General features: G+C 63.9%; 22 protein-coding genes. 13 read left to right on the top strand and 9 right to left on the bottom strand.

What is annotated here, in order from left to right; genetic code table 11:
• Window positions 1–6: 6 nt before the first annotated feature.
• Window positions 7–1,506, bottom strand: a complete 1,500-nt coding sequence (locus FS665_RS02410; protein WP_145182810.1) for a sensor domain-containing diguanylate cyclase — start codon at window positions 1,504–1,506, stop codon at window positions 7–9.
• A gap of 188 nt (window positions 1,507–1,694) precedes the next feature.
• On the opposite strand from FS665_RS02410, the gene FS665_RS02405 reads away from it, so the two are divergent.
• Window positions 1,695–2,483 carry a substrate-binding domain-containing protein gene (locus tag FS665_RS02405; protein ID WP_145182805.1) on the top strand — a complete coding sequence of 263 codons (789 nt, stop codon included), beginning with the start codon at window positions 1,695–1,697 and terminating at the stop codon, window positions 2,481–2,483.
• Window positions 2,484–2,523: 40 nt separating this feature from the next.
• Here FS665_RS02405 and FS665_RS02400 read toward each other — a convergent pair whose 3' ends face one another.
• From FS665_RS02400 to FS665_RS02385, 4 genes are all read right to left on the bottom strand, one after another.
• Window positions 2,524–3,777, bottom strand: coding sequence for an OprD family porin (locus FS665_RS02400; RefSeq protein WP_145182803.1), 1,254 nt, complete (start codon window positions 3,775–3,777; stop codon window positions 2,524–2,526).
• A 63-nt stretch (window positions 3,778–3,840) separates the two neighbouring features.
• Complete coding sequence (locus FS665_RS02395) at window positions 3,841–5,145, bottom strand: CitMHS family transporter (RefSeq protein ID WP_145182800.1); 1,305 nt, start codon at window positions 5,143–5,145, stop codon at window positions 3,841–3,843.
• A 122-nt stretch (window positions 5,146–5,267) separates the two neighbouring features.
• Window positions 5,268–6,581 (bottom strand): C4-dicarboxylate transporter DctA, encoded by a 1,314-nt coding sequence (gene dctA / locus FS665_RS02390; protein ID WP_145182797.1) that lies wholly within the window; start codon window positions 6,579–6,581, stop codon window positions 5,268–5,270.
• 63 nt (window positions 6,582–6,644) lie between these two features.
• Window positions 6,645–7,724, bottom strand: a complete 1,080-nt coding sequence (locus FS665_RS02385) for a 4-oxalomesaconate tautomerase (protein WP_145182777.1) — start codon at window positions 7,722–7,724, stop codon at window positions 6,645–6,647.
• A gap of 145 nt (window positions 7,725–7,869) precedes the next feature.
• Between FS665_RS02385 and FS665_RS02380 the strand changes: the two genes are divergently transcribed.
• From FS665_RS02380 to FS665_RS02370, 3 genes are all read left to right on the top strand, one after another.
• Window positions 7,870–8,763, top strand: a complete 894-nt coding sequence (locus FS665_RS02380) for a LysR family transcriptional regulator (RefSeq protein WP_145182774.1) — start codon at window positions 7,870–7,872, stop codon at window positions 8,761–8,763.
• 89 nt (window positions 8,764–8,852) lie between these two features.
• A complete protein-coding gene (locus FS665_RS02375; RefSeq protein ID WP_145182771.1) occupies window positions 8,853–10,610 on the top strand; it encodes an OPT family oligopeptide transporter in 1,758 nt (585 codons plus the stop codon).
• 21 nt (window positions 10,611–10,631) lie between these two features.
• Window positions 10,632–11,324 (top strand): DUF421 domain-containing protein, encoded by a 693-nt coding sequence (locus FS665_RS02370; protein ID WP_145182769.1) that lies wholly within the window; start codon window positions 10,632–10,634, stop codon window positions 11,322–11,324.
• Window positions 11,325–11,340: 16 nt separating this feature from the next.
• Here the strand turns inward: FS665_RS02370 and FS665_RS02365 are convergent, their stop codons facing one another.
• Entirely contained in the window at window positions 11,341–12,675 is a 1,335-nt protein-coding gene (locus FS665_RS02365; RefSeq protein ID WP_145182765.1) for an APC family permease, read from the bottom strand.
• Window positions 12,676–12,853: 178 nt separating this feature from the next.
• On the opposite strand from FS665_RS02365, the gene FS665_RS02360 reads away from it, so the two are divergent.
• The 3 genes from FS665_RS02360 to FS665_RS02350 all read left to right on the top strand — a co-directional run bounded on the left by FS665_RS02360 (window position 12,854) and on the right by FS665_RS02350 (window position 14,717).
• Window positions 12,854–13,381, top strand: a complete 528-nt coding sequence (locus tag FS665_RS02360; protein WP_145182762.1) for a DUF3455 domain-containing protein — start codon at window positions 12,854–12,856, stop codon at window positions 13,379–13,381.
• Window positions 13,382–13,482: 101 nt separating this feature from the next.
• The gene (locus tag FS665_RS02355) at window positions 13,483–14,031 is read left to right on the top strand and encodes a sigma-70 family RNA polymerase sigma factor (protein ID WP_145182759.1); all 549 of its coding nucleotides are present in this window, start codon (window positions 13,483–13,485) and stop codon (window positions 14,029–14,031) included.
• Window positions 14,028–14,717 (top strand): anti-sigma factor domain-containing protein, encoded by a 690-nt coding sequence (locus FS665_RS02350; RefSeq protein ID WP_145182757.1) that lies wholly within the window; start codon window positions 14,028–14,030, stop codon window positions 14,715–14,717. Before FS665_RS02355 ends, FS665_RS02350 begins: the two co-directional genes overlap by 4 nt.
• Here FS665_RS02350 and FS665_RS02345 read toward each other — a convergent pair.
• On the bottom strand, window positions 14,714–15,883 hold the full coding sequence (locus tag FS665_RS02345; RefSeq protein WP_145182755.1) for an MFS transporter: 1,170 nt from the start codon (window positions 15,881–15,883) through the stop codon (window positions 14,714–14,716). The genes FS665_RS02350 and FS665_RS02345 overlap by 4 nt on opposite strands.
• A complete protein-coding gene (locus tag FS665_RS02340; RefSeq protein WP_145182753.1) occupies window positions 15,876–16,688 on the bottom strand; it encodes an alpha/beta fold hydrolase in 813 nt (270 codons plus the stop codon). Before FS665_RS02340 ends, FS665_RS02345 begins: the two co-directional genes overlap by 8 nt.
• Before the next feature lie 125 nt (window positions 16,689–16,813).
• On the opposite strand from FS665_RS02340, the gene FS665_RS02335 reads away from it, so the two are divergent.
• The 6 genes from FS665_RS02335 (at window position 16,814) to FS665_RS02310 (ending at window position 22,685) form a co-directional block, all read left to right on the top strand.
• On the top strand, window positions 16,814–17,320 hold the full coding sequence (locus FS665_RS02335) for a MarR family winged helix-turn-helix transcriptional regulator (RefSeq protein ID WP_145182751.1): 507 nt from the start codon (window positions 16,814–16,816) through the stop codon (window positions 17,318–17,320).
• A 25-nt stretch (window positions 17,321–17,345) separates the two neighbouring features.
• Window positions 17,346–18,284 carry a LysR family transcriptional regulator gene (locus tag FS665_RS02330; RefSeq protein WP_145182749.1) on the top strand — a complete coding sequence of 313 codons (939 nt, stop codon included), beginning with the start codon at window positions 17,346–17,348 and terminating at the stop codon, window positions 18,282–18,284.
• A 130-nt stretch (window positions 18,285–18,414) separates the two neighbouring features.
• Window positions 18,415–19,347 (top strand): TauD/TfdA family dioxygenase, encoded by a 933-nt coding sequence (locus FS665_RS02325; RefSeq protein WP_145182746.1) that lies wholly within the window; start codon window positions 18,415–18,417, stop codon window positions 19,345–19,347.
• Window positions 19,344–20,825: an AMP-binding protein gene (locus FS665_RS02320; protein WP_145182742.1), complete on the top strand. Its 1,482-nt coding sequence runs from the start codon at window positions 19,344–19,346 to the stop codon at window positions 20,823–20,825. The genes FS665_RS02325 and FS665_RS02320 overlap by 4 nt, the downstream gene beginning before the upstream one ends.
• A 10-nt stretch (window positions 20,826–20,835) precedes the next feature.
• Complete coding sequence (locus FS665_RS02315; protein ID WP_145182739.1) at window positions 20,836–21,447, top strand: thermostable hemolysin; 612 nt, start codon at window positions 20,836–20,838, stop codon at window positions 21,445–21,447.
• Window positions 21,448–21,494: 47 nt separating this feature from the next.
• The gene (locus FS665_RS02310; protein WP_145182736.1) at window positions 21,495–22,685 is read left to right on the top strand and encodes a multidrug effflux MFS transporter; all 1,191 of its coding nucleotides are present in this window, start codon (window positions 21,495–21,497) and stop codon (window positions 22,683–22,685) included.
• A gap of 21 nt (window positions 22,686–22,706) precedes the next feature.
• Here the strand turns inward: FS665_RS02310 and FS665_RS02305 are convergent, their stop codons facing one another.
• Entirely contained in the window at window positions 22,707–23,609 is a 903-nt protein-coding gene (locus FS665_RS02305; RefSeq protein WP_145182733.1) for a LysR family transcriptional regulator, read from the bottom strand.
• Between the last annotated feature and the right edge of the window lie 38 nt (window positions 23,610–23,647).

Genomic DNA, 23,647 nt, shown 5'->3' with positions numbered 1-23,647 from the left:
CGTTGTTCAGCCGACCTGCAGGCGATTGCGGCCTGCGGCCTTGGCGGTGTACAAGGCCTGGTCTGCGCAGGCAAGCAAGGCTTGCTCGCTGTCCCGTGGGCTGCCGCTCACGCTGGCAATACCGATACTCACGGTCACCTGTTGGAAGGGACTTGCGCGATGCGCGATTGGTTCCTGGCCCAGGCTGACGAGCATCGCCTGGGCGACCGCCACAGCGCCGGCTGCATCGGTTTCGGGCAGCACCACCGCCAGCTCCTCGCCGCCGTAACGGGCCAGCAGGTCGGGCGGGCGGCGCACGCAGCTGGACAGGCGCTGGGCCACCTGTTGCAGACACGCATCGCCTGCCAGGTGGCCATAGTGATCGTTGTACGCCTTGAAATGATCGACATCGATCATCAGCAGCGCCAGCGCCGTGCCATTGCGCCGGGCCCTGGCGAACTCCTGGTGCAGGGTTTCATCGAAACAGCGGCGGTTGGCCAGGCCCGTCAGGGCATCGTGCATGGCCAGACGCTCAAGTTGCCGGTTGCTGTCGAGCAGGTGCTGCTGGGCCACGCGCAGTTCGCCTTCGGCATCGCTGCGCCTGCGCATGGCACGCAGCAACCACCAACCGATGAGGCCGGTCAGGCCCAGTAAACCGCACACCACCAACAACGACAGCTGCGCCTCCAGTTGCCAGGCTGCCAGCGCCTCGCGCTTGCCCAGGGCAACGGTGGTCACCAGCGGCAGCTTGTCGCTTTTGCGAAAGGCGTACAGGCGCTCGACGCCATCCAGGCTCGAGGTGAACGATGCCGTGCCCACCGCGTTGTCGACCAGGTACTTGGCATAGATCGGCGACTGAGAAAAGTTGCGCCCCATGTCCTGCTCGCGGAACGGGTAGCGCACCAGCATCGCGCCGTCGGTGTAGGACAGCCCGATCGCGCCGTCGCGGCCCACGTCGATCTGGCCGAACAGCTGCAGGAAGTTTTCTACGCCGAGGGTCACCGCCACCACACCGGCGAACTGCCCAGCTGCATCGTTGAAGCGGCGGCTGATGGTGATCACCCACACCTGGTTGGAGCGACTGCGAATCGGCAGACCAATGAAAGGCTCACGCGATGGGTCATCGCGGTGATGAATGAAGTAGCCACGGTCGGCGCTGTTGAGTCCTGCCGGGATCGGGTGGTCCGAAGACATCAACCAGCGACCGTCCCGGCCATAGACGGTGATGCCACTGGACTGCGGCATCAACGGCTGCAACCGCGCGACCAGCTGGCGCAAGCGACGGATCTGCACAGGCCCGCTGCCCTCGGTTTCCAGGCGCTCCACCAGCCCGGTGAGGACCACGGCGCTCTGGCGTACCATACCCTCGGCGTAGTTCGACAGCGCCTGGGTCAGGTTCAGGCCGTGGGTGTTGATTTCATCCAGGGCATGGCGGCGTGAGTCCATCACTTTCCACAGCGTCAGCGACGCCAACGAGCAACCAATGACCAAAAGCAAGAGGACAACAAGGTGAACGTCGCGCTTCACGTGAGTACCTGATGGACAATCCGAATTCCGAGGCTGGCAGGGTGCAAGGATACAGGCTGGCATGCCGCCCACGCACCTCCCAGCGCGCGCGGGGGCGCGGCGATGTGAAAGATTCTTAACCTGCGCTTAACCCCGCTTGCCGTCGCGCAGCGCTAACATGCTGATCTTTCACCACTAGGAACATTGCGATGCTTCGTGTGCTGTCTTGCGCTGCCCTGTTGACCACCGCCTTCGCCTGTTCGGCCGCTGATGCCGGGCCTGATGCGCACACCCTGACCGTCTTGAGTTCTGGCGGCATCATGGGCGCCATTCGCGAAGTGGCGCCAGCCTATGAAAAGCAGTTCGGCGTGAAGCTGCAGGTGCTGGCCGCCCCGTCCATGGGCCAGACGCCCCAGGCCGTGCCCAACCGCCTGGCCCGTGGCGAACAGGCCGACGTGGTGCTGATGGTCGGCGCAGCGCTGGACACACTCAGCGCTGCCCAGGTCGACAAGGCCAGCCGCGTCGACCTGGGCGAATCGTACATCGCCATGGCCGTGCGTCACGGTGCGCCCAAACCCGACATCAGCACCCTGAAAGCCCTGCGCACCACCCTCTTGAACAGCACCTCGGTGGCCTATTCCGACAGCGCCAGCGGCGTGTACCTGTCCACCACCTTGTTCCCGCGCCTGCAGCTGGGTGAGCCGTTCGCGAGCAAGGCGCACATGATCCCGGCCGAGCCGGTCGGCGCGGTGGTCGCGCGCGGCCAGGCGCAAATCGGCTTTCAACAGTTGAGCGAGCTCAAGCCCGTCAAAGGGATCGATATCGTCGGGCTGATCCCGGACGAGGCGCAAAAGATGACCCTGTATTCCGGCGCCATCGTCAGCAAGAGCCAGCACCGTGCCGAGGCCCAGGCGCTGCTCGACTACCTGGCATCGCCCAAGGCCGACGCCGCCATCGAGGACAGCGGCCTGAAGCCACTGCCACACAAGGCCGGCTGATTCGCCCGGCGTCAGGCCAGATCGGTCCCCCGGTCTGGCCTCACCAGATGGCGATGTCGTAGGTCAGGTAGATGCGGTTGCTGTCGCGCCCACGGGCAAAGTCCGAGCGGTACACGTAGTTACGCAGCTTCACTCCCAGGCCCTTCGCCGGCCCGGCCTGCACCACGTAGGCCAGCTCCATGTCCCGTTCCCATTCGGCCAGCCCGTTCTCGCCCGAGCGGCCGTTATCGCCGCTCAGGTAGCGCGCCATGAACGTCAGGCCCGGCACACCAGCGGCCGCGAAGTTGTAGGCATAACTGGCCATCCAGGTTTTTTCGTCCTCCTCGATGAATTTGCCGATCCCAACGTTGCTGAACGAATACACCGTCGCACCGCTGACGTAGGGCAGCCCGCCCTGGCCGTCGAGTACCTGGTAGCCGGCGCCGAAAGTGTGCCCCGCCAGGCTGTAGGCCAGTTGCCCGCTGTACATGTGATTGTCCAGGCTGCCTGTGTAGCCGGCACCGTGGTCGCGGCTTTGGAAGTAGCGCAGGTCGGTGGTCAACACGCCTGCGCCGATGGGCAGTTCATGCACCAGACCCAGATAGCGCTGACGGTAGAAATCATCGAGCTGGCCCTGATACAGGCTGATGCGCAGTCCCTTGCCGAGCGCATAGTCTGCACCGGCGAAGCTGAAGTCGCCTGATTCCGGACCTGCGTAGCCGTCGGCATACAAGCCCGTGCTGTCGGCTGAATCGCGTTGTTTGAAACGCTCCAGGCGCCCGGCGGTGAAGGCCAGGCCGTCGATGTCGGTACTGGTCAACTGGGTGCCCTGGAAGGTCTGCGGCAACAGACGGGCGTCGTTATGCACCAGTACCGGCAACTTGGGCAACAACGTGCCATGGCGTACCACGGTCTTGCCCAGCCTGGCCTTGGCGGTGAACCCGGCGCTGCTGAATTCGTCCGCCGCGCGGCCATCGTCATGCATCGGCAGCAAGCCCGTACCGCTGCGTCCGCGACCGGAGTCGAGCCGCACGCCCAGCAACCCCAGCGCATCCACGCCCAGGCCGAGGGTGCCACTGGTAAACCCGGACTGGTAGTCGAGCAGCGCGCCTTGGGCCCACTCGACCCGCTCGCTCTTCGCGTTGGCAGCGGCGCGCGCGCTCATGCCTTGCTCGTCACGGAAGTTTTCATTGAAGTACACATTGCGCAGCTGCAGCTTGAGCTTGCTGTCGTCGATCAAGCCGGCAGCGCCGGCAACGGGCAAGCAGCCGCACAGCAGGCCGCAGGTTGCGACACGCAGAATGACAGGCGTCATGTTCGATGCTCTTTTAATTGTTGTTGGCGCGAAGGCCGGGCGCAGCTTGCTGCCCGGCCCGTCTCAGACGAAGAACGACAAGGCGCCGGTAGCGACGGCCAGGGCGGTGATGACCAGCGAAGTCAGCACCGCCCATTTGACGGTGGCTTTCTGGAAGTCGCCGATATCCCGGTCGACCATGCCCAACAGCAGCAGCGTGGAAGCCACCAATGGGCTCATCAGGTGCACCGGCTGGCCGAGTACCGACGCGCGGGCGATCTCCAACGGATCGATGCCGTAGGCCGCTGCAGCGTTGGCCAGGATCGGCACCACGCCGAAGTAGTAGGCGTCGTTGGAGAGCACGAAGGTCAGCGGCATGCTGGTCAGCGCCACCACCAGCGGGAACCAGTGGCTCCACGAGTCGGGAATCCAGTCGACCAAGGTCTGCGCCAGCGCATCGACCATCTTGGTGCCGGAGAAGATGCCGGCGAAGATACCCGCAGCGAACACCAGCAGCACCACCGTCATGGCATTGCCCGAGTGCGCGAGAATTCGCTCCTTTTGCAGCTCGAGTTGCGGGTAGTTGATCATCAGCGCGGCGACGAAGCCGATCATGAACAGGATCGCCGCATGCATCACGCCCAGCACCAGCGCGATCATCACTGCCACCACCAGCGCCAGGTTGATGTAGGCCAGGCGCGGGCGCTTGTGCGGGGTGTCCTCGAGAATCGCCTTGATGTAGCAGTTACCCCCGCCAGACTCGAGCTTGATGTTGCCGATGCGCCTGCGCTCGGCGCGGCCCAGCCAGAACGCCGTGAACACCACCCAGGCAGCGCCACCGGCCATGGTCGGCAGCATGGGGATGAAGTACTCGCTGGCATCCAGCCCCAAGGCTGCGATGGCACGGGTGGCCGGTCCACCCCAAGGGCTCAGCCCACTCATGATGCTCAACGACAGCATCGCTACCGTGGCCAGCACCATCGGGTTCATGCCGATGCGCTTGTACAGCGGCAACATCGCCGCGCAGGTAATCATGTAGGTGGTGGTGCCGTCACCGTCCAGGGCCACCAGCAATGACAACAGCGCAGTGCCGATGGCGATCTTGATCGGGTCGCCGTTGACGCGCTTGAGAATCTTGCGAATCAGTGGGTCGAAGAGGCCGGCGTCGATCATCAAACCGAAGAACAGGATGGCGAACAGCAGCAGCGCGGCGGACGGTGCGACCATCTTCAAGCCATCGAGCATCATCTTGCCGGTGGTCGGGGCGAAACCGCCGATGACCGCGAAGACGATCGGCACCACCGTCAGGGCAACGATGGGCGACAAGCGTTTGCTCATGATCAAGTAGGTGAAGGTCACCACCATGACCAGTCCAAGCAATGCGAGCATGATTGGGTTCTCTTGTTTTTATTCTGTGCAAGGCTTGCTGCGGGCAGCAGGCCGCCTGCCCACTGCGCATCGTGCCGATGCTCAGTGGGATTTTAATCAACGTCTGGGGGCTTGGCTGGGGCTTAGCCGATCTGCCGAGGCGGCGCCGACCACTGGCTTTGTTCAGCCAGCGCGGGACTCGGCAGCGCTGCGCCGCGGTCGAGTGCGCGCAGCAGGGTCTGCCGTTCGCAGGCGTTTTCCGACAGTGAGATCACCACGGTGGCGACCGCGTTGCTGGCAAGACTGGTCAGCGCCCGCGCCTCGGACATGAAGCGATCGATACCGATCAACAAGGCCAACCCTGCCAGCGGAATGTCGTGGATCACGGTCAAGGTCGAGGCCAGCGCAACGAAGCCGCTGCCGGTGACCCCTGCAGCCCCCTTGGAGGACAGCAGCATGATCGCAAGCATGGTGACGGTCTGGCCAAGCGTCAGGTCGATGTTGCAGGCCTGGGCAATGAAGATCGCCGCCAGCGACAGGTAGATCGCCGTGCCATCGAGGTTGAACGAATAGCCGGTGGGCAGCACCAGGCCGACCACGCCTTTCTTGCAGCCCAGTGCCTCGAGTTTTTCCAGCATGCGCGGCATCACCGGCTCGGTGGACGAAGTGCCGAGCACCACCAGAAACTCCTCGCGCAAGTAGCGCAGCAGTTTCCACAGGCTGAACCCGTGCGCCCGGCACAGGCCACCGAGCACCACCAGCACGAAGAACGCACAGGCGATATACAACGTACCAATCAGCTTGGCCAGTGAGCCGAGCGAGGTGACCCCGTACTGGCCCACGGTGAACGCCAGCGCGCCGAACGCACCGACCGGGGCGAAGCGCATCAGGTAGCCGAAGATACGGAACACCATGCCCGAGGCCGACTCCAGCACGTGCAGCACCGGCTTGCCCTTCTCGCCCATGGAGGACAAGGCAAAACCACTGAGCACGGCGATGAACAGCACCGGCAGCACTTCACCCTTGCTGAAGGCGCCGACGAAGGTGTCGGGGATGATGTGCATGAAGAAGTCCACTACCGACAACTTGGCAGCCGATGCAGTGTACTGGCTCAGGCCCGCTGTACTGAGGGTCGAGGGGTCGATATTCATGCCCACGCCCGGGCGCAGCAGATAGACCGCCGCCAGGCCGATCATCAGGCTGATGACCGTGAGGATCAAGAACAGCAACAACGTCTTGCTCATCAGCCGCCCCAGCGAGCGCTTGTCGGTCATGCCGGCGATGCCGGTAACAATGGTGCAGAACACCACCGGGGCGATCATCATCTTGATCAACTTGATGAAGGCATCGCCCAGCGGTTTGAGCGCAACGGCCTGTTGCGCCCAGAAGTGGCCGACCACCACGCCCAGCAGGACGGCGCAGATGATCTGGAAGTACAGCGATTTGACGAGTTTCATCGGCATCACCCTTTTTGAAATTGTATGGATGCGCTTATCGAATGGGTATCTGGGTCGTACGGATCAGCCCGCCAGCCTGCGCGCCTGCGCGGCATACACGAAACCTGAGAACAGCCGTCGCGCGGTGCGCACCACCGACGCCTGCAAGGTCTTGCCATCGGCGCCGCTGCGCGTCAGGGCCACGTCGATGCCGCCGCTGGGGTGTTCCAGGCGCACTTCGCTCAACTGCTCGGCAGCCTCGCCAAGCAGTTGCCGGGTTACCGTGCCAGGGCTGACGCAGGCAGTGGCCAGCCCTATCGCGCCGGTAATCGCCAGGGCGCGGTGACAGTTGTGCGGCATGAAATAGCGCACCTGCAGGGTGCCGTCGTACCGCGGCGGCGAAACCAGCACCGGCTTGGGAATCACCATGGCGCTGACATCGCCTAGGCCCATGGCCTTGCCGGCCTTGATCCGCAGCGCTTCCAGACGCTGCAGCAAGGCCCCGTCGGCATCCAGCTGCGCCGGCGTTTCGCTGCCGCTGACGCCCAGTTCACGGGCATCGACGATCATCATCGGCATGGCCATGTCGATGCAGGTGACCGGCACGCCGTCGATCACATCCCGGGCGTTGCCGGTGGGAAACAACTTGCCGGTCTTGCTGCCCACGGCGTCGAGGAAGGTCAGGTGCACCGGCGCGGCAGTGCCCGGCACGCCATCGATGGCTGTACGCCCCTCGTAGCGCACCACGCCGCCAGGGGTCTGCACCCGTGAGTTGACGAACGTGTTGGTATTGAGGTTACGAATGCGCACCAGGGTAGTGCCTTCATCGGCCTTGACCAGCCCCTGCTCGATGGCAAACGGCCCCACCGCACACAGCATGTTGCCGCAGTTCGGGGCGGTGTCGACGCGGCGCTGGGCGACCATGACCTGCACGAACAGGTAGTCGACATCGGCATCGGCATGCAACGAGGGGCTGATGATCGCCACCTTGCTGGTCTGCGGGCTGCCGCCACCTATTCCGTCGATTTCCAGCTCATGGCCCGAGCCCATGAGGTTGATCAGCAACTCGTCGCGCTCCACCACATTGGTCGGCAAGTCCCAGGCGTGAAAAAACGGGCCTTTGGAGGTACCGCCGCGCATCAGTACACAGGGAATACGTTGCATGATTTCTGACTCTTGTTGATCAATAGGCTTCATTGATGTGTTAGAAACAAGAGTGACAGGCCGCGATAAATCAATCCAATGCAAAGATCGGAGCGATTATTGCGTTTCGCGAACAAACAAACCGACTGCTGACCGAGCGCCGAGCATGGAATATGAACTGGTAGATGTCAGATCTTTCGTGAAGATCGCTGAAATTGGCAGCTTTCACGAGGCAGCCGAAGCGCTGCATGTGTCGCAATCGGCGCTCAGTAGGCGAATCAAGAAGCTCGAGGACGGCCTCGGCACTCCCTTGCTCGAACGCACCACCCGGCGCGTCGGGCTGACCAGCGTCGGGCGTGATTTTCTTCCCAAGGCCAGACGCCTGCTCGATGACTTCGAAGACTCGATCATGAGCATTCGTGAACTGGCCGAGCGCCAGACCGGACAAGTGACCCTGGCCTGCATCCCGACGGCAGCCTTCTATTTTCTGCCCTCGGTGATCCGCGATTACAACGAGCAATACCCCAAGATCCGCATCCGATTACTTGACCTGAGCGCCAATGATGGGCTCGAAGCGGTGTTGCGTGGCGAGGCTGACTTTGGCATCAACATGATGAGCGGGCAGCATCCGGATATCGAATTCGTGCCTTTGGTGGAGGAGCACTTCGTACTGGCCTGCCGCCGCGACCACGCCTTGGCCAAGCGCCGGGCAGTGACCTGGGCCGAGCTTGCCGACTACCGATTGATCGGCGTGGGCCGCCTGAGCGGCAATCGCATGCTGCTCGACCATGCCCTGGCGGGCCTGAGCTTTCGCCCCAAGTGGTTCTACGAGGTGCAGCACTTGTCCACCTCGCTGGGCATGGTCGAGGCGGGGCTTGGCATTTCCGCGATGCCTAGCCTGGCGATGCCGGCGGCTGACCACCCTACCCTGGTCAGCGTGCCGCTGACCGAGCCGGTGGTTACGCGCACTCTGGGCCTGGTCTATCGGCGCGGCGCCTCGCTGTCGCCAGCAGCGGAAAAATTCGTCTCGATCCTGCTGGCGAAGTGGCCGAACCAGTGACCGCGCCGCAGGCGCGGCGGGGTGAACCTTCAGGGCAAATGGCGCTCAGTTGAGCAGACCCTCGCGCGCGATATCGACAAAGGATTGCCATGGCAAACGCTTCACCCACCGCCCTCCCGCCGCTTGGCCCGCATCGGGAGCTGAGCCTGCGCGCGGTGCTGACTGGCGCGGTACTGGGCATCTTGCTCACCCCCTCCAATGTCTATGCCGGGCTCAAGATCGGCTGGTCGTTCAACATGTCGATCATCGCCTTGCTGGTCGGCTTCGCCCTGTGGCAGCGTCTGGCTACCCGTTCGAGCGCACAGCCCAGCTGGACGCTGCATGAAAGCAACATCAACCAGACCGTGGCCTCGGCGGCCGCTTCGATCGTTTCCGGTGGCCTGGTCGCGCCGCTGCCCGCCTATACCCTGCTGACCGGGCAGCAGCTGGACCCGCTGCCGATGATGGCCTGGGTATTTTCGGTGAGCTTCCTCGGCATCTGGATCGCCTGGTACCTGCGCCCCACCCTGCTCAACGATGCAGATCTGAAGTTTCCGGAGGGTATGGCGACGCTGGAAACCCTGCAGCAGATCTACAACGAGGGCAGCGAAGCCCTGGCGCGGATCAAGGTGTTGTGCAGCGCCGGGTTGTTATCGGCAGCGGTGAAATGGCTCGATGGCTTTCTCTGGAGCATACCGCGCTGGGCGCCGACGCCGGCGCTTGAGCGGCTGACCTTCACCCTTGATCCGTCGCTGCTGTTGATCGGCTTCGGCGGCATCATCGGCCTGCGCGTGGGCCTGACCTTGCTCGGCGGCGCAGCGTTGGCCTGGGGTGGTCTGGCCCCAGCACTGATTGCGCAGGGCTGGGTGACGCTCGATGCCAACGCCAGCGGCCCACAATTTGCCGCACTGGTGGAGTGGTTGCTATGGCCCGGGGTCAGCCTGATGGTGTGCGCGACCCTGACCTCGTTGGCGATGCGCCTGCTGCAAGGACGCAAACGGCGGTCCCAGCAGCGCCGCGCGCACTTCCCTGCCCAGGCCAGCGTGGGCCTGTCGCCTTGGCCGATCGCAGGCTTGTTCACTGCGGTCGCCCTGGTCGTCACCCTGCAGGCGCTGTTGTTCGGCATCGATTGGTGGATGGCGCTGCTGAGCATCCCGCTGGCCGTGTGCCTGGCGGTGGTCGCTGCCCGCGTGGTTGGCGCCACCGGTATCGCGCCGATCGGCGCCATCGGCAAGCTGTCGCAGCTGAGCTTCGGCGTGGTCGCCCCTGGCCAGGTGGCGATCAACCTGATGAGCGCCAATACCGCCGGTGGCGCCGCCGGGCAGTCGACTGACCTGATGAACGATTTCAAGGTCGGCCAGGCCATCGGCGCGACGCCGCACAAGCAGTTGATCGCGCAATGCATCGGCATTTTCCTCGGCAGCGTGGTTGGCGTGCTGGTGTACCTGATGCTGATCCCCGACCCGCACAGCCAGTTGCTTACCAGCCAGTGGCCGGCACCTGCGGTGGCGACCTGGAAAGCCGTTGCGCAGACCCTGACCCAGGGCCTCGGCGCACTGTCGCCTGCGGTGCAGTGGGCGATCGTCGCCGGCAGTGCCATGGGTGTGCTGCTCGGCGTGCTGGACAGCAGGCTGGCACCGCGCATCGCCCGTTGCTTGCCGAGCACCGCGGCGCTGGGCCTGGCCTTCATACTGCCGGCCTCGATCAGCCTGATGATGGGCTTGGGCGCGGTACTGACCTGGCTGGTCAGTTGCCGTTGGCCGAACATTACCCAGCGCTTTGCGATCACAACAGCAGCGGGGTTGATCGCTGGGGAAAGCATCATGGGTGTAGGCGCATCGTTCTGGGAAATGCTGCGCGCGTTCTAGGGCTTCGAGGAGAGCGACACGATGGTAGCGTTCGATCTGCAACGGATGCTGTTGGGCGAGTTGCCGGGCACGTTCCTGATGGAAGTGGCGGTGCGCGCACTGGCGGCCTTTCTCGCCGTGTTCCTGTTCCTGAAATTCAGCGGTCGGCGGGGCATCAAGCAACTGTCGCGCTTCGAGCTGGTGGTCATCCTGACGCTGGGTTCGGCCGCAGGCGACGTCACCTTCTACGAGGACGTGCCGCTGTTACCGGTGGCGCTGGTGTTCATCACGCTCCTGCTGCTGTACCGCGGCACGGTGTTTCTCATGCGCAAGAGCAAAGCCTGCGAAGCGTGGATCGACGGGGTGCCGATCACCGTGGTCAAGGACGGCATGTACGAGATCCATTCGCTGCGCAACCTGAACATCTCGTCCAACGAGCTGTTCATGGAGCTGCGCCAGCTCGGCGTCGAGCACCTGGGCCAGGTACGCCTCGGGCTGCTGGAAACCGACGGCGAGCTGAGCCTGTATTTCTATGCACCCGAGGACACGCGCGCAGGTTTGTCGGTGCTGCCGGTCGAGCACCGGCCGGAGTACCGGACATTCCCAGGCGCGGGGGTATATTGCTGCGTAAGCTGCGGCGCTGCGGCCTATCACGAGGCCGAGCAGACAGCGGTGTGCGAGCGTTGTGGTCACGATGTGTGGGCTGCCGCACTGACCGCCCCACGTAACCGATGATGGTGGCACTGGCGGGTCACTCCGGGGTTTGGCCAGGCTCCACGTGGCGCTCGCGAGCAGCCGGTCGCCACCAGCGGGCCAGGCCGTAAAGCACCGCGCCGAGGGCCAGCAGAACCCCGGCGCGCAGCCAGTTTTGCCATGGCTGTTGGCTCATCAAGAGCAAGCAGGAGGCGATCGCCAGCACGGGCACCAAAGCCGGTACCTTGAAGTGCGCCTCAGCGATCTTGTCGCGTTTCAACACCAACACCGCCAGGTTGGTACTGAGGAACACCACCAGCAGCAACAGCACCACCGTCTCGGCCAGCACCTGCAACGAGCCCGTGAAGGTCAGCAGGATGGCCAGCGCCGTGGTCGCGACGATGGCGTAGCCCGGTGTCCGGCGCTGCGGCAATACGCGCCCCAACACCTGTGGAATCAATCCCTCACGGGCCATGCCCCAGGCCAGGCGGCTGGCCATGATCATGGTCAGCAAGGCCCCATTGGCCACCGCGATGAGGGCGATCACGGCAAACACCCACTGCGGCACGCCCAACTGCGCACGGTGCACGATATCCATCAAGGGCGTCGCCGCCGCGATCAGTTGCGGCACGGGCATCACCAGTGCGGCACCGGCGCCGATGGCCAGGTAGACGACACCGGCGATCAGCAACGCGCCGAACAGGGCCCGTGGATAGGTGCGGCGTACGTCCTTGATTTCTTCGGCCAGGTTGGCCGAAGTTTCGAAGCCCACATACGAATAGAACGCCAGCAAGGCCCCGGCCAATACCGCCCCGCCTGGCCCGTGGCCGCCAAAGTCGAGCAAGCGCGCAGGCTCGGCGTGACCTTGCCCGCTGAGCACCGCAACGGCGACCAGCACCAGCACCAGACCGCTCAGCTCGATGAGGGTCATGACCAGGTTGGCGCCCAGCGATTCCTTAATGCCGCGCAGGTTGAGCAAGGCGATGGCGACCAGGAACAACGGCGCGAGCACTGCCGAGGGCCAGTCGATGAATACCCGCAGGTATTCACCGGCAAAGGCCAGTGCCAGGCCCGCTGCACTGGTGATGCCAGCAGCGAGCATGGCGAAACCGACCAGAAACGCCAACAACGGTGAACCGAACGCCCGCCGCGCGAATACCGCCGCACCGCCTGCGCGCGGGTACTTGCTGACCAGCTCGGCATACGATGCCGCCGTCAGCAGCGCGAACAACAAGGCCATGCCCAGCGGCGCCCAGAGGGCTCCGCCGGCTCTGTCGGCAATCGCTCCAGCCAGGGCATAGACTCCGGCGCCCAACACATCGCCGAGAATGAAAAACACCAGTAGCTGGGTGCCGATCGCGCGTTTGAGTGGGGCTGCGGCTTGGCTTGCCATCGGTGCTCGCTCCTTGTGCTCGAGGGTCATGGCGCTGTGACTGGGAGCGAGTCGGCAGGGTTCAGATCGATTGCGCTGGTTTTTTTTCACACCCCTGCATCCAGAACGGCAACTGGCGGGTAGTTAGGAGCAGGCAGCTTGTCGCTGTCCACCCAATGACCTGTCAGGAGTACTGCCCATGAACGTCAAAACTTCCGCCAGCCTGTTCGTCTGCACGCTGGCCCTGGCGCTGCAAACCGTGCATGCCCAGAGCGCAGTGCCACAACCGATCCAGGTGCCCGATGGGCACAAGGTGCTGCTGGAAACCGTCGGCGTCGGTGAGATCACTTACGAGTGCCGCGACAAGCCCAACGCGGCAGGCCAGACCGAATGGACTTTCGTCGGCCCCAAGGCGGTGCTCAATGACCGCAGCGGCAAGGCCGTTGGCGATTATTTCGGCCCGCCCGCCACCTGGCAGGCCAAGGATGGCTCGAAAGTGACCGGTACCCAGTTGGCCGTGGCGCCGGCTGGCGAAGGCGCCATTCCCTATCAACTGGTCAAAGCCAACCCGGCCGAAGGCAAAGGCGCCATGCAAGGCGTGAGCTACATCCAGCGCCTGGCGACCCGCGGTGGGGTGGCCCCGGCCAGTGGCTGCAGCGCACAGACCAAAGGCAGCCAGCAAATGGTGCAGTATCAGGCTGACTACGTGTTCTGGACCGCCAAGTAATCCAGCCTGGGGCCCACACCCGGCGCCGGATGATCTACGCTCCTGGCAAGGCCCCGGCACTGTGGTCGGGGTCACTTGCCTGACGCAAGGATGCACCGCCCTTGAATTCATCTGTTGCGCCGTTTGACTTCCAGCAGTGTCTGCACGCCTGCGCGCAAGGCGAGCGCCGCGCGTTGCAGGCACTCTACGACCACGAAGGTGCGCGCCTGCTTGGCGTAGCGCGGCGCATCGCCCGCGACGACGCCATGGCTGAAGACATCGTCCACGACGCGTTCATTCGCATCTGGACCGGCGCCGCCAGCTACGACCCGACGCGCGGTTCGGCGCGCGGCTGGATCTACAGCATCACTCGGCACCTGGCGCTCAACGCCATACGCGCCAGGCGCCGCGAGACGCTGCTTGAAGAAGGCGAATTGGAAGCCGCCCATGGCCTGGACCAAGGCGTCGAACAGCTGCACAGCTGGAGTGGCTCGGCCACGCTTTACCGCTGCCTCGAACGACTTCAGCCAGCGGCCCAGCGCTGCATCGTGCACGCCTATGTCGATGGCTGTAGCCACGCCGAAATCGCCGGTCTGCTCGGTGCGCCGTTGGGTACCGTCAAAGCCTGGATAAAGCGCAGCCTCACAGCGCTACGGGAGTGCCTTGGATGAACGCCGAAGCTGCTCAAGCGCTGGATGTGCTCGCCGGGGAATACGTTCTGGGCACCCTCTCTGACGAACAAGCCGCACAGGTCAGCGAACGTCTGGCGCGCGAACCTGCGCTGCGCGCGGCAGTGGATGCCTGGGAGGCGCGCCTGCTGGACTTGACCGCCCAAGCGCCAGCGCAAGCGCCGAGTGCCCGGCTGTGGCCGCGTATTCAACGCAGCCTGGACGCACAGGCAGCACCTCGCCGCGCGCACTGGTGGCAACGCCTGGTGCTCTGGCAAGGGCTCAGTGCCGCCGGCCTTGCCGCCAGCCTGGTGTTGGCCTGGACGCTGTTGCACGCCCCGGCGCCAACCACCGAATACCTGGTCGTGCTGGTGGCTCCCGACAGTCAGCAAGCTGGCTGGGTGGTGCAGGCCCATGACAGCCGTACCATCGAGCTGCTGCCACTGGGCCAAGACCCTGTGCCACAAGGCAAGGCGCTGCAATTCTGGACCAAAGGCGAACAGTGGGGCGCGCCGCTCTCGCTGGGACTGGTCAAGCCAGGCGAGCCCTACCGCGTGCCCAGCGCCAGCCTGCCGCCCCTGGAGCGCAACCAGCTGTTCGAGCTGACCCTGGAGCAGGCCGGTGGCTCACCGAGCGGGCGGCCAACCGGTCCGGTGAAATTCATCGGCCGCGCGGTGAAGGTCATCTAGGCACCGCTGGCGTGCGCCGCTGGCACGACCGGCGGGCGCAGCAGCCTGGCCAGGCCCAGCAGGCACAGGGCGCCGATGACCATGATGCCCCAGGCCCAGTGCAACGAGCTCAGCTGATCGCGCACGATACCGGCGACCAGCGGCACGCTGGCCGCGATCAGGTAGCCACCGCCTTGCACGAAGGCCAGCAGCGCACCGGCCTGGGCCGGGGATTCAGCGTGATCGAGCGTGACAATGAGCGACAGCGGAAACAATGCGCCGATGCCAAGGCCCAGACACAAGGTGGCAAGGATGGCCAATTGCAGCGGTGCGCTCATCAGGCAGGCCAGACCGGCCAGCAACAGCACAATCACCACCGTCAATGGCTGACGGCGGTCCGGGTAGCGATGGATCAGTGCCGACACCATCAGCCCGGCGGCCACCTCAGTGAGGGTCAGGGCACCCAACAGGTAACCGGCCTCGGCGGCGCTCCAGCCAAGCTCCACATAAAACGGTGGCAACCACGCCAACACCAGGGTGTAGGCACCGGTGCCAATGCCGAAGAAGGCCAGCAGCAACCACGCCCGGGCGCTGTCGTACGGCAACCTCGCCTCGGTGACACGCGCCGGGTCGCTACCGGCTGCCAGCACCCAGGCGATCAAGCCGATCAGCGCAGGCAAAGCCGCCCAGCCGAGCGTCAGCTGCCAGCCGAAGGTTGCCGCGCCGGGGGCCGCGAAGGCAGCCGCCAGGGCTGCGCCGGCCATGATTCCGGTGGTGAACAACCCCATGAGCATGCCGGCGCTTTGCGGGTGGCTGCGCTTGAGAAACGCAGGCATCAGCGCCTGGATCATCGCGATGCCCACGCCGCCGAGCATCGCCGTGGCGATCAGCGCTGCGCCCGAGGTGACATAGGCGCGCGCCGCGCAACTGATGGCGATCAACGTGATGCCCAAGGCAACGCCTTTGATCTCGCCAATCAGGCGTAACAACCAGGGACCGCAGAGGGCGAACAAACCCATCATCATCACCGGGAGCGTGGTCAGCAGCCCGGCCTGCGCGCTGCTCAGGCCAAGGTCCTGCTGCAGAGTGCCGAGCAGCGGGCCGATGGCCGCCATGATCGGGCGCAGATTCAGGCCAATCAGCACGGCCAACAGGCCGACGCAGGCTTTACTCGGTACGTTACGCATGCTCAGGTTGCTCCTGCAGAAAACTGCCCATCGCCTGATTGAACGCTGGGGCGAGCGGAATGTTGAAGACGTGGCCGTCGCCTGCCAAAGTCAGCAGCTGAGCGTGGCCGATGCGCTCGCTCAGAAGCTCGGCTTCCGAACGCGGGCTGAGCTGGTCGCCTGTGGCCGCCAGCACCAGGGTCGCGGCCTGGATCGCTGGCAGCTGCTCTCTGAGGTCGTACTGCTGCATGCCCTGGCACCAGTGCACCTGGTTGGCGCTGGCCAGTTGCGCGGCCTGCGCATGCCAAGCCTGATACAGCCGTTGCCCACGATTAGACGCGGCGAACTCGGCTCCGACCAATGCCGGCCAGGTCGACTTGAAGCGCTTCAGGCACCCATCGGTTTGCCGCAGGCCGTCGGCCCAGTCGCTGAGCGTGGTTTGGCGGTGACCATCGTTCATGTGGGCGAAACTGCCGGCGATGATCAGCTTCTGCACGGCATGCGGCGCATGACAAGCCATCTCCAGCGCTACCATGCCGCCAAGCGACAGGCCGATGACATGCGTGGATTCCAACCCCAGGTGATCGAGCAGAGCAAGCATCTGCAGTGCCTGGGCGTGGGCTGTGATACCTTCCGGCGCACGGCTGGAGGCGCCGTGGCCCAGCAGGTCAGGTACGATGACGCGGTGCCCCAGATCCAGCAGCGCGCTGACCTGGGGCATCCAGGCGCGCCCACTGTTGCCCAGGCCATGCAGCAACAGCACCGGGCTGCCGGCTCCGGCGTCGTAGTAGTAGTGGCGGTGCGGCCCCTGTGTGAAAAATGCCATGTGTCTCTCCTGATCCTTCAGTCGCATGTTCGTCAAGATAACTTAACGTTAAGATACTTTAAAGGCGCTGGGGTTCAGGTTTGTGTGCGGGTTAACAGTGCTGAAGGGCACGATCGAGGGAAACGATGGACGATCATGTGGATTTCGTGGTGGCGCAGTGGGCGCAGGCGATGCCCGAGGTGGACGTTTCTTCCATGGCGATCTTCGGGCGCATGGTGCGCATCCATAAGCATCTGGAACGCCTGCGCGCCGAGGCGTTGGCCCAGTATGGCTTCAAGGAAGGCGAGTTCGACGTGCTGGCCACGTTGCGCCGTGCAGGGGCACCGTATCGGCTCACCCCCACCGAGCTGTACCGCTCGCTGCTGATTACCTCCGGTGCCATGACCAATCGGCTGGCACGGCTGGAAAGCGCCGGCATGGTCGAGCGGATCGCCGACAGCCAGGACAAGCGCAGCTCGCATGTCGCGTTGACCGCCGGGGGTAAGGAATTGATCGACCAGGCCGTCCTTACCCATACCGAAATACAAGAGTTGGTATTGGCACCTTTGAATGAACAACAGCGCGCGGACTTTGCGCAATTGTTGAAGCACGTGCTCGTGCATTTGCCCGGCGAGGGCGCGCCAACACCATGAACTGGAATATTCAGGAGGAATTTCCATGCTTCACAGCAACTACCTCAAGCAGTTGGACCTGCAGGACATCGTGGTGTTTCTCAACTTGCTGGAGTTGCGCAGTGCCAAACGCACCGCCGAGCTGATGAGCGTGAGCCAGCCGACGGTCAGCTATTGCCTGAAGCGGCTGCGTGGCTGCTTCGACGACACGTTGTTTTCTTCATCGCAAGGGGTGCTGCAACCGACCAGCAAGGCCGAGAAGATCGCGCCTTATCTGCGCGTAGTGGTCGAGTCGGTCAACCGCTGCGCCGAAGACGAAAGCCAGGCAGCTGCGCAAGCCGTGCGCAAGATCTGGCGGCTCTGCGCGCCGGAGTACTTCGAGCTGTCGTTCCTGCCGCAAACCCTGGCGATGCTGTCGCGCACGCATGCCAATACGTCGCTGCACCTCGACCGCCTGAGCCGCGACCTGCCGGTGGATCAGTTGATGTCAGGGGAAATCGACATCGCCATCGGCTTCGGTCCGGGTTATCACCAGATGCACCCAGAGCTGCAATGGCAAGCGATAGTCAACGACGATTTTGTCTGCCTGACCAGTCAAAACGGGTTGGCCAACGACGCGGCCATGAGTCTGGATGAATTCTGCGCCTCGCCCCATGTGTTCCCAACACCGTGGATTTCGGAAAAGAACATGGTCGACAGCTGGCTGGATAAAGTCGGCCGTTCGCGCAACGTGCTGGTACGCGCCAATGGTTACCAAGCCTGCGTGAACATCGTCGCCGCAGTACCGGCCACGCTCGCACTGCCGGCACGCCTGTTGCCGCACCTGCGCATTGCGCCATCTGTGAAAGTCTGCCAACCGCCGCTGGGCTTCCCGACATTCACCTTGGACATGATCTGGGCGCGCGACCGTAGCGACAGCAAAGATATTGGCAGCCTGCGCCGGTTGATCGAACAGGTGGCCGAGGTGTTGTTGACGGAACGATGAAACGGGCTTTTAAATTTTCACCACGCTTTTAGATTTCTTAAAACCAGCCAGCCGCTCATTTCTCTTATCGTGTGGTCATCGGGTAGCGCAAGACCTACCTGAGTCCCACACTTTCATGGAGGAATGAGTCATGCTGGCGCACGCCGAACCTTTAGTGTTTCCCTACTTCCGACAACCGACGCCGTGCTACGGCTTCGAGTGTGTCATTGCGGTCGATCGCGACATGCGTGTAAGCGATTCGATCAGCGCCGCTTCTTTATATGAAGACCTCGCCCACAGTGGTGCGGTGATCTATCGCGACTTCGCCGACAGCCTGTCCGACTTCAACGAATTCGTCAGTGCGCATTCGTCGCGGGTCACCTTCGATCCCGCGCGCAAGGCAGCTACGGCCAATACCGCCGAGATCGAAGCCGGTATTCACGAAATGGGCCTGCACCGCGAAAACGGCAACCTGCCGTTCAACCCTGACTTGCAGTGGTTCTATTGCCTGGAAGCCGCAGATGTCGGTTCGCAGACCACACTGTGCGATGGCCAGCGGGTGCTGTTCGATCTGTCGGCAAAAACCCGCAAGTTGTTCGAACAGCGCGAGATCCGCTATAGCCGGCGCATCCCTTGGCAAAACGTCAAACGCTTCCTGAGCATTGAACTGCAACTGCCGCTCGAGGCCATTACCGACGAACACCTGCAACAGGTCAATGATCAGGTGGCGGGGCAAACCTATCGGCGCATCGACCAGAACCTGATTGCCTCGCAGTTGATCATTTCGGCGGTGGAAACCAGCTGTTTCAGTGGCCGCAAGGCGTTCTGCAATTCGATGCTCGGCCCCAGCGTCAACTACGAACCGCCGCGTATCACCTGGAGCGACGGTGAAGATATCGCCCTGGAAATCTGGGATGAAATCAAGGAAGTGACCGAGCGCAATACCTATAGCCACTTCTGGCAGAAAGGCGATGTCATCGTCATCGACAACACCCGCGTCATGCACGGCCGTCGCCGTCTGGATGACCCTTCGCGACGCATTTTCGGCGCGCAAAGCTACCGCCTGGGAGGCAACGGCCAATGATCAGCCAAAAGATGCAGGACTATCTGGCAAGCACGCCTGACCGCGTCGTCATCCGTGAAATGGACGGCCGTGAATACACCTTGCACGAGCTGCGCCGCGACGTCCTGCGCCTGGCCAGCGCCCTGGAGGGGCGCGTGGGGCGCTGCGAACGCAAAGTGTTCGGGATTGCCATGCGTTCGTGCTACGAGTGGGTCTATACCCTGCTGGCCATTCAAAAGGTCGGTGCGGTGCTGCTGCCGGTGCCGATCGAGTTCTCCGACGACCAGATCGCCAGTTTGCTGGGCAAGGCCGCAGCCGTACTGGTGCGCGATGAAAAAACCGCCAAGCGGCTGCACAACATCCTGCCGGACAAGCCCTGCTTCATTCCCGGCCAGTTGATGACCCAGGCCATCGGGGAAGAATGGCGCAATGAGGACGAGCTGATTCCGGACGGTATCGTTTCGATCATCCATACCTCTGGCACCACCTCCAAACCCAAGGGCGTGATGATTCGCGACGAGGCGGTCAGCCTGTTGGTGGACAACGTCATGAAGCGCTTGCCCCAGCAGCCGCTGCATTATTTCTCGATCGTGCCAATGAGCTTGCTGATCGAGCAGGTGCTGGGCGTGTTCATCCCGATCCTGTCCGGCGGCACCCTTACGCTGATGCCCGAAGGCGTGCCCGAGTATGGTGCGGCAAGCGGTAACGCCAGGCACTATCTGGAGCTGATCGCACCCAACGAGCCGAACTTCCTCTACCTGCCGCCCAAACTGCTGGAGGAAGCCAACACGCTGCTGCAGGACTGTTCGGTGCAGCAGTTGTTCGGTGCCCAGCACCCCCACATCATCACCGGCGGCGCGAAGATCCCGGTCAGCGTGCTGGAGGCGCTGGAAGCCCATGGCGTGCAGGTATTCGAGGCCTATGGCCTGAGCGAAAACTCCTCGATCATCTCGCTGAACTCGCCAGCCGAGCGGCGTATCGGTTCGGCCGGAAAGCTGCTCGACGGCATCGAGCCCAAGCTGGTCGACGGCGAGCTGCTGGTGCGCACGCCGACCCTGTGCGCCGGCTACTACAACGCCGATGACACGGCCTGCGACCTGTCGGACGGCTACCTGCACACTGGGGATATCGCCGAACTGCGCGACGGATTCCTGTACATCACCGGGCGCAAGAAGCACGTGATCATTCTTTCGACGGCGCGCAACATCTCGCCCGAGTGGGTCGAGAACGTCTACAAGGAAAGCCCGTTGGTTGACGACATGATCGTCATGGGCGAAGGCCAGGACGAGCCCTGCGCCATCGTGCTGAGCGGCGCCGGCAGCGATCAGGTACGCCGCGAAATGGCGCGCCTGGAACATCGCCTGGCCGACTTCGCCAGGGTCCGGCAGATTCGCGTGATCGAGGACATCGCCCAGTTCCGCGAGCAGTTCTACACCGTGACCGGGCGACCGCGACGGGCCGAGATCGAAGCGCGTTTCATCGACCAGATGTACGCCTGAGGAACGCCCCATGTACATCGTGCGCAATTTCTACAAAGGCCGGCCCGGCTACCGTTGCCTGCAGGAGGCGGTGCGTGCTCACTACCTCAAGCACTACGATGCCACCCCCGAGCCGCAGCCGGACGTGTTCGTGTGCCTGACCGGGTCCAACGGCGGCGCGCCAGGTTATGCCTGCGCCGGCATCAGCTACGGCGATTCGGGCAAGCTGTTCAGCGAGTACTACCTGGACCAAGGTCTGGATCAGCGTTACGGCCTGGACCGGGCGCGGATTGCCGAAGTGGGCGCCTTCGCCTCGTTTCGCAGCGGCAGCGGCGCCGGCAAGTACCTGCTCAACAACGTGATCCAGACCTTGGCCCTGCGCAATTTCGGCCTGGTGGTGCTGACTGCGACCGAGCAGGTGCGCCAGCTGCTGACCCCGATCGTCGATACCCTCGACGATCTGGGCGGCGCCGATCAAGGCCGGGTCAAGGATCCGCAGGTCAATTGGGGTTCGTACTACCAACATGACCCGCGCGTGGTGGCCGCGCGATTGTCGCCGCCGAGCATCTGGATGAGCGCACCGGCATCCGCCGCGGGCCTGGGCCATGCCCTGCCCTCTTTCAATCGCCAGGCCTCGGCCTGACCACGATGCGCGCCGAGCATCCGCTGCCCGGCGCGCCGGAGGTAAGCATGAACGCGACCAAGCGTTACGAGAATTTCATCGTCTTCCTGGCGCCGCTGATCAACAGCGTGGGCGGCATCGCCATCGATCTGTACGCGCCGAGTATTCCCTCCATCGGCCGTGAGCTGTCAGCCAGTCCGGCACTGATGCAGAACACCATCACCATCACCCTGCTGTTCTACGCCCTTGGCCAGCTGTTCTTCGGCATCATGGCCGATGCCCGAGGGCGGCGGCCGGCAGTGCAGCTGGGGCTGCTGGTGTTCCTTGCCGGCAGCGTGCTGGCGACCTTTGCCACGTCCATCGAGATGCTGCTGCTCGCCCGCGCTTTGCAAGGCTTCGCCATCGGCGCCTGTCAGGTGGTTGCCCGTGCGCTGCTGGTGGACATCGTCAAAGGGCCGCGCTTCTACGTGGCGATCATCTACCTGAGCCTGGCCTTCGGCCTGGGCCCAGTGATCGCGCCGTACATTGGCGGGGTGATCGAAGTGCACCTGGGCTGGCGCTACAACTTCGTGCTCTACGCTGTGTACGCTGTCATCGTGCTGGCCTTCGTGCTGGCAGGGCTCAAGGAGTCGTTGCCCGCAACCAACAGACGCAGCGCCTTGCAGACCTGCGCCGGCTACCGCCCGATCCTGGCCGACAGCCGCTTTCGTTCCTCGGTGGTGGTGCTCGGCTCGAGCTTCTCGGCGTTCCTGCTGTGGAACGTGTTCGGCCCACACATCGTCCAGGAACGGCTGGGGCACAGCGCACAATATTTTGGCACCACCGCGCTGGCCGTTGGCAGCTGCTACCTGGTCGGCACCCTGGTCAACCGCGCGCTGATTCGGCGGATCAAGCCCCGGCTGCTGATGTGGGGAGGAATGACTGTGTTTCTGCTCGGCGTCGTGACCATTGCGGCGCAGGCAAGGGGCCTGCACCTGGCCTCGATCCTGGGCGGCATCATGCTGGTCGCGTTCGGCCAAGGCTTCATCTTCTCCAACGCCATGGCCAGCTCGATGTCGCTGTTCCCCGACCGCGCCGGCGTTGCCGCCAGCCTGCAGGGCTGCCTGATGCTGGTATTCGGGTCACTGGCTTCGGCGCTGGTCAGTGCCTTGCCGCTCACCTCGAACCTGGCAATTGCCTGCGTCTTCGTGGTGCTGTGGTTGATCTCGTTGTCGGGCATGTTGAGCGTGCGCGTGCAGCGTCAGGCCTCGGTGGCCTGAACCTTGCCACCCTGGGGTCTGCTAGGCAGCGCTTAGCAGACCCTTGATGAACTGCGAGAAGGCCTTGATCCGGGAGGATTCCCGGTTGATCGGCAGGTACACGAGATTGATCGACGCATCCACGGCAGCGGGCGCGACGGCATGCTCGGGCAGCACGCGCAGCAGGCGGCCGTGTTGCACATCGTCGGCCACCAGCCAATCGGCCAGCAAGGCCACGCCCTGCCCTGCGACGGCCGCCTGCCTGAGCACATCGGCGTTGTTGCTGAGCATTCGGCCCTGCACCGCGACTGCCACGCACTGCCCGTCGACGCTGAACTGCCAGTGCTTCATCGGCCCGCCGTAGTCGAAGCGCAGGCAGGCATGGTGCGCCAGCTCGTCGGGCTGGTGGGGCGTGCCCTGGCGGTGCAGGTACGCCGGGCTCGCCACCAGCCAACGCTGGAAGTGACCCAGGCTCGCGCAGATCACATCGTCGCTCGATACCGTGGAGCCCAGGCGGATGGCCAGGTCCACGGGCTCCCTGAACAGATCGACCCGTTCATCGCTGAGGTTCAGGCTCACCTCCAGCGCAGGGTGGCGAGCAAGGAAATCACCCAGGTGCGGTGCTATCACCCGGCGACCGAATTCGACCGGCACGCTGACCCGCAGCTTGCCTTTGGCCTCGCTGCCTCTGTCGGTGACCAGGCTATCGGCGCTGGCCAGCGCGTCGAGGATGGCCACGGCGTTGTCGAAGTACGCCCGGCCCTGGTCGGTCGGATGGTTCTGTCGGGTGCTGCGAGTAATCAGCGTGACGCCCAGCTCGGCTTCCAACGCCGCCACCTGCCGCGCCACCGACGAGGTCGCCAGGCCCAGCTTGCGCGCGGCGGCCGAATAGCCGCCGCAGCGCACGGTTTCCACGAACATGTTCAACGCCAGAAACTTATCCATCTGTGCAACTCTGCTGGTGATCATCGGAGCGGTCTCTC

The sequence above is a fragment of the Pseudomonas sp. URMO17WK12:I11 genome (genome assembly GCF_007677725.1).
In the GTDB taxonomy this organism is placed as follows: Bacteria; Pseudomonadota; Gammaproteobacteria; order Pseudomonadales; family Pseudomonadaceae; genus Aquipseudomonas.
Note: the sequence above shows the minus strand (reverse complement) of the source record. Positions and strands in the feature narration are given on the sequence as shown.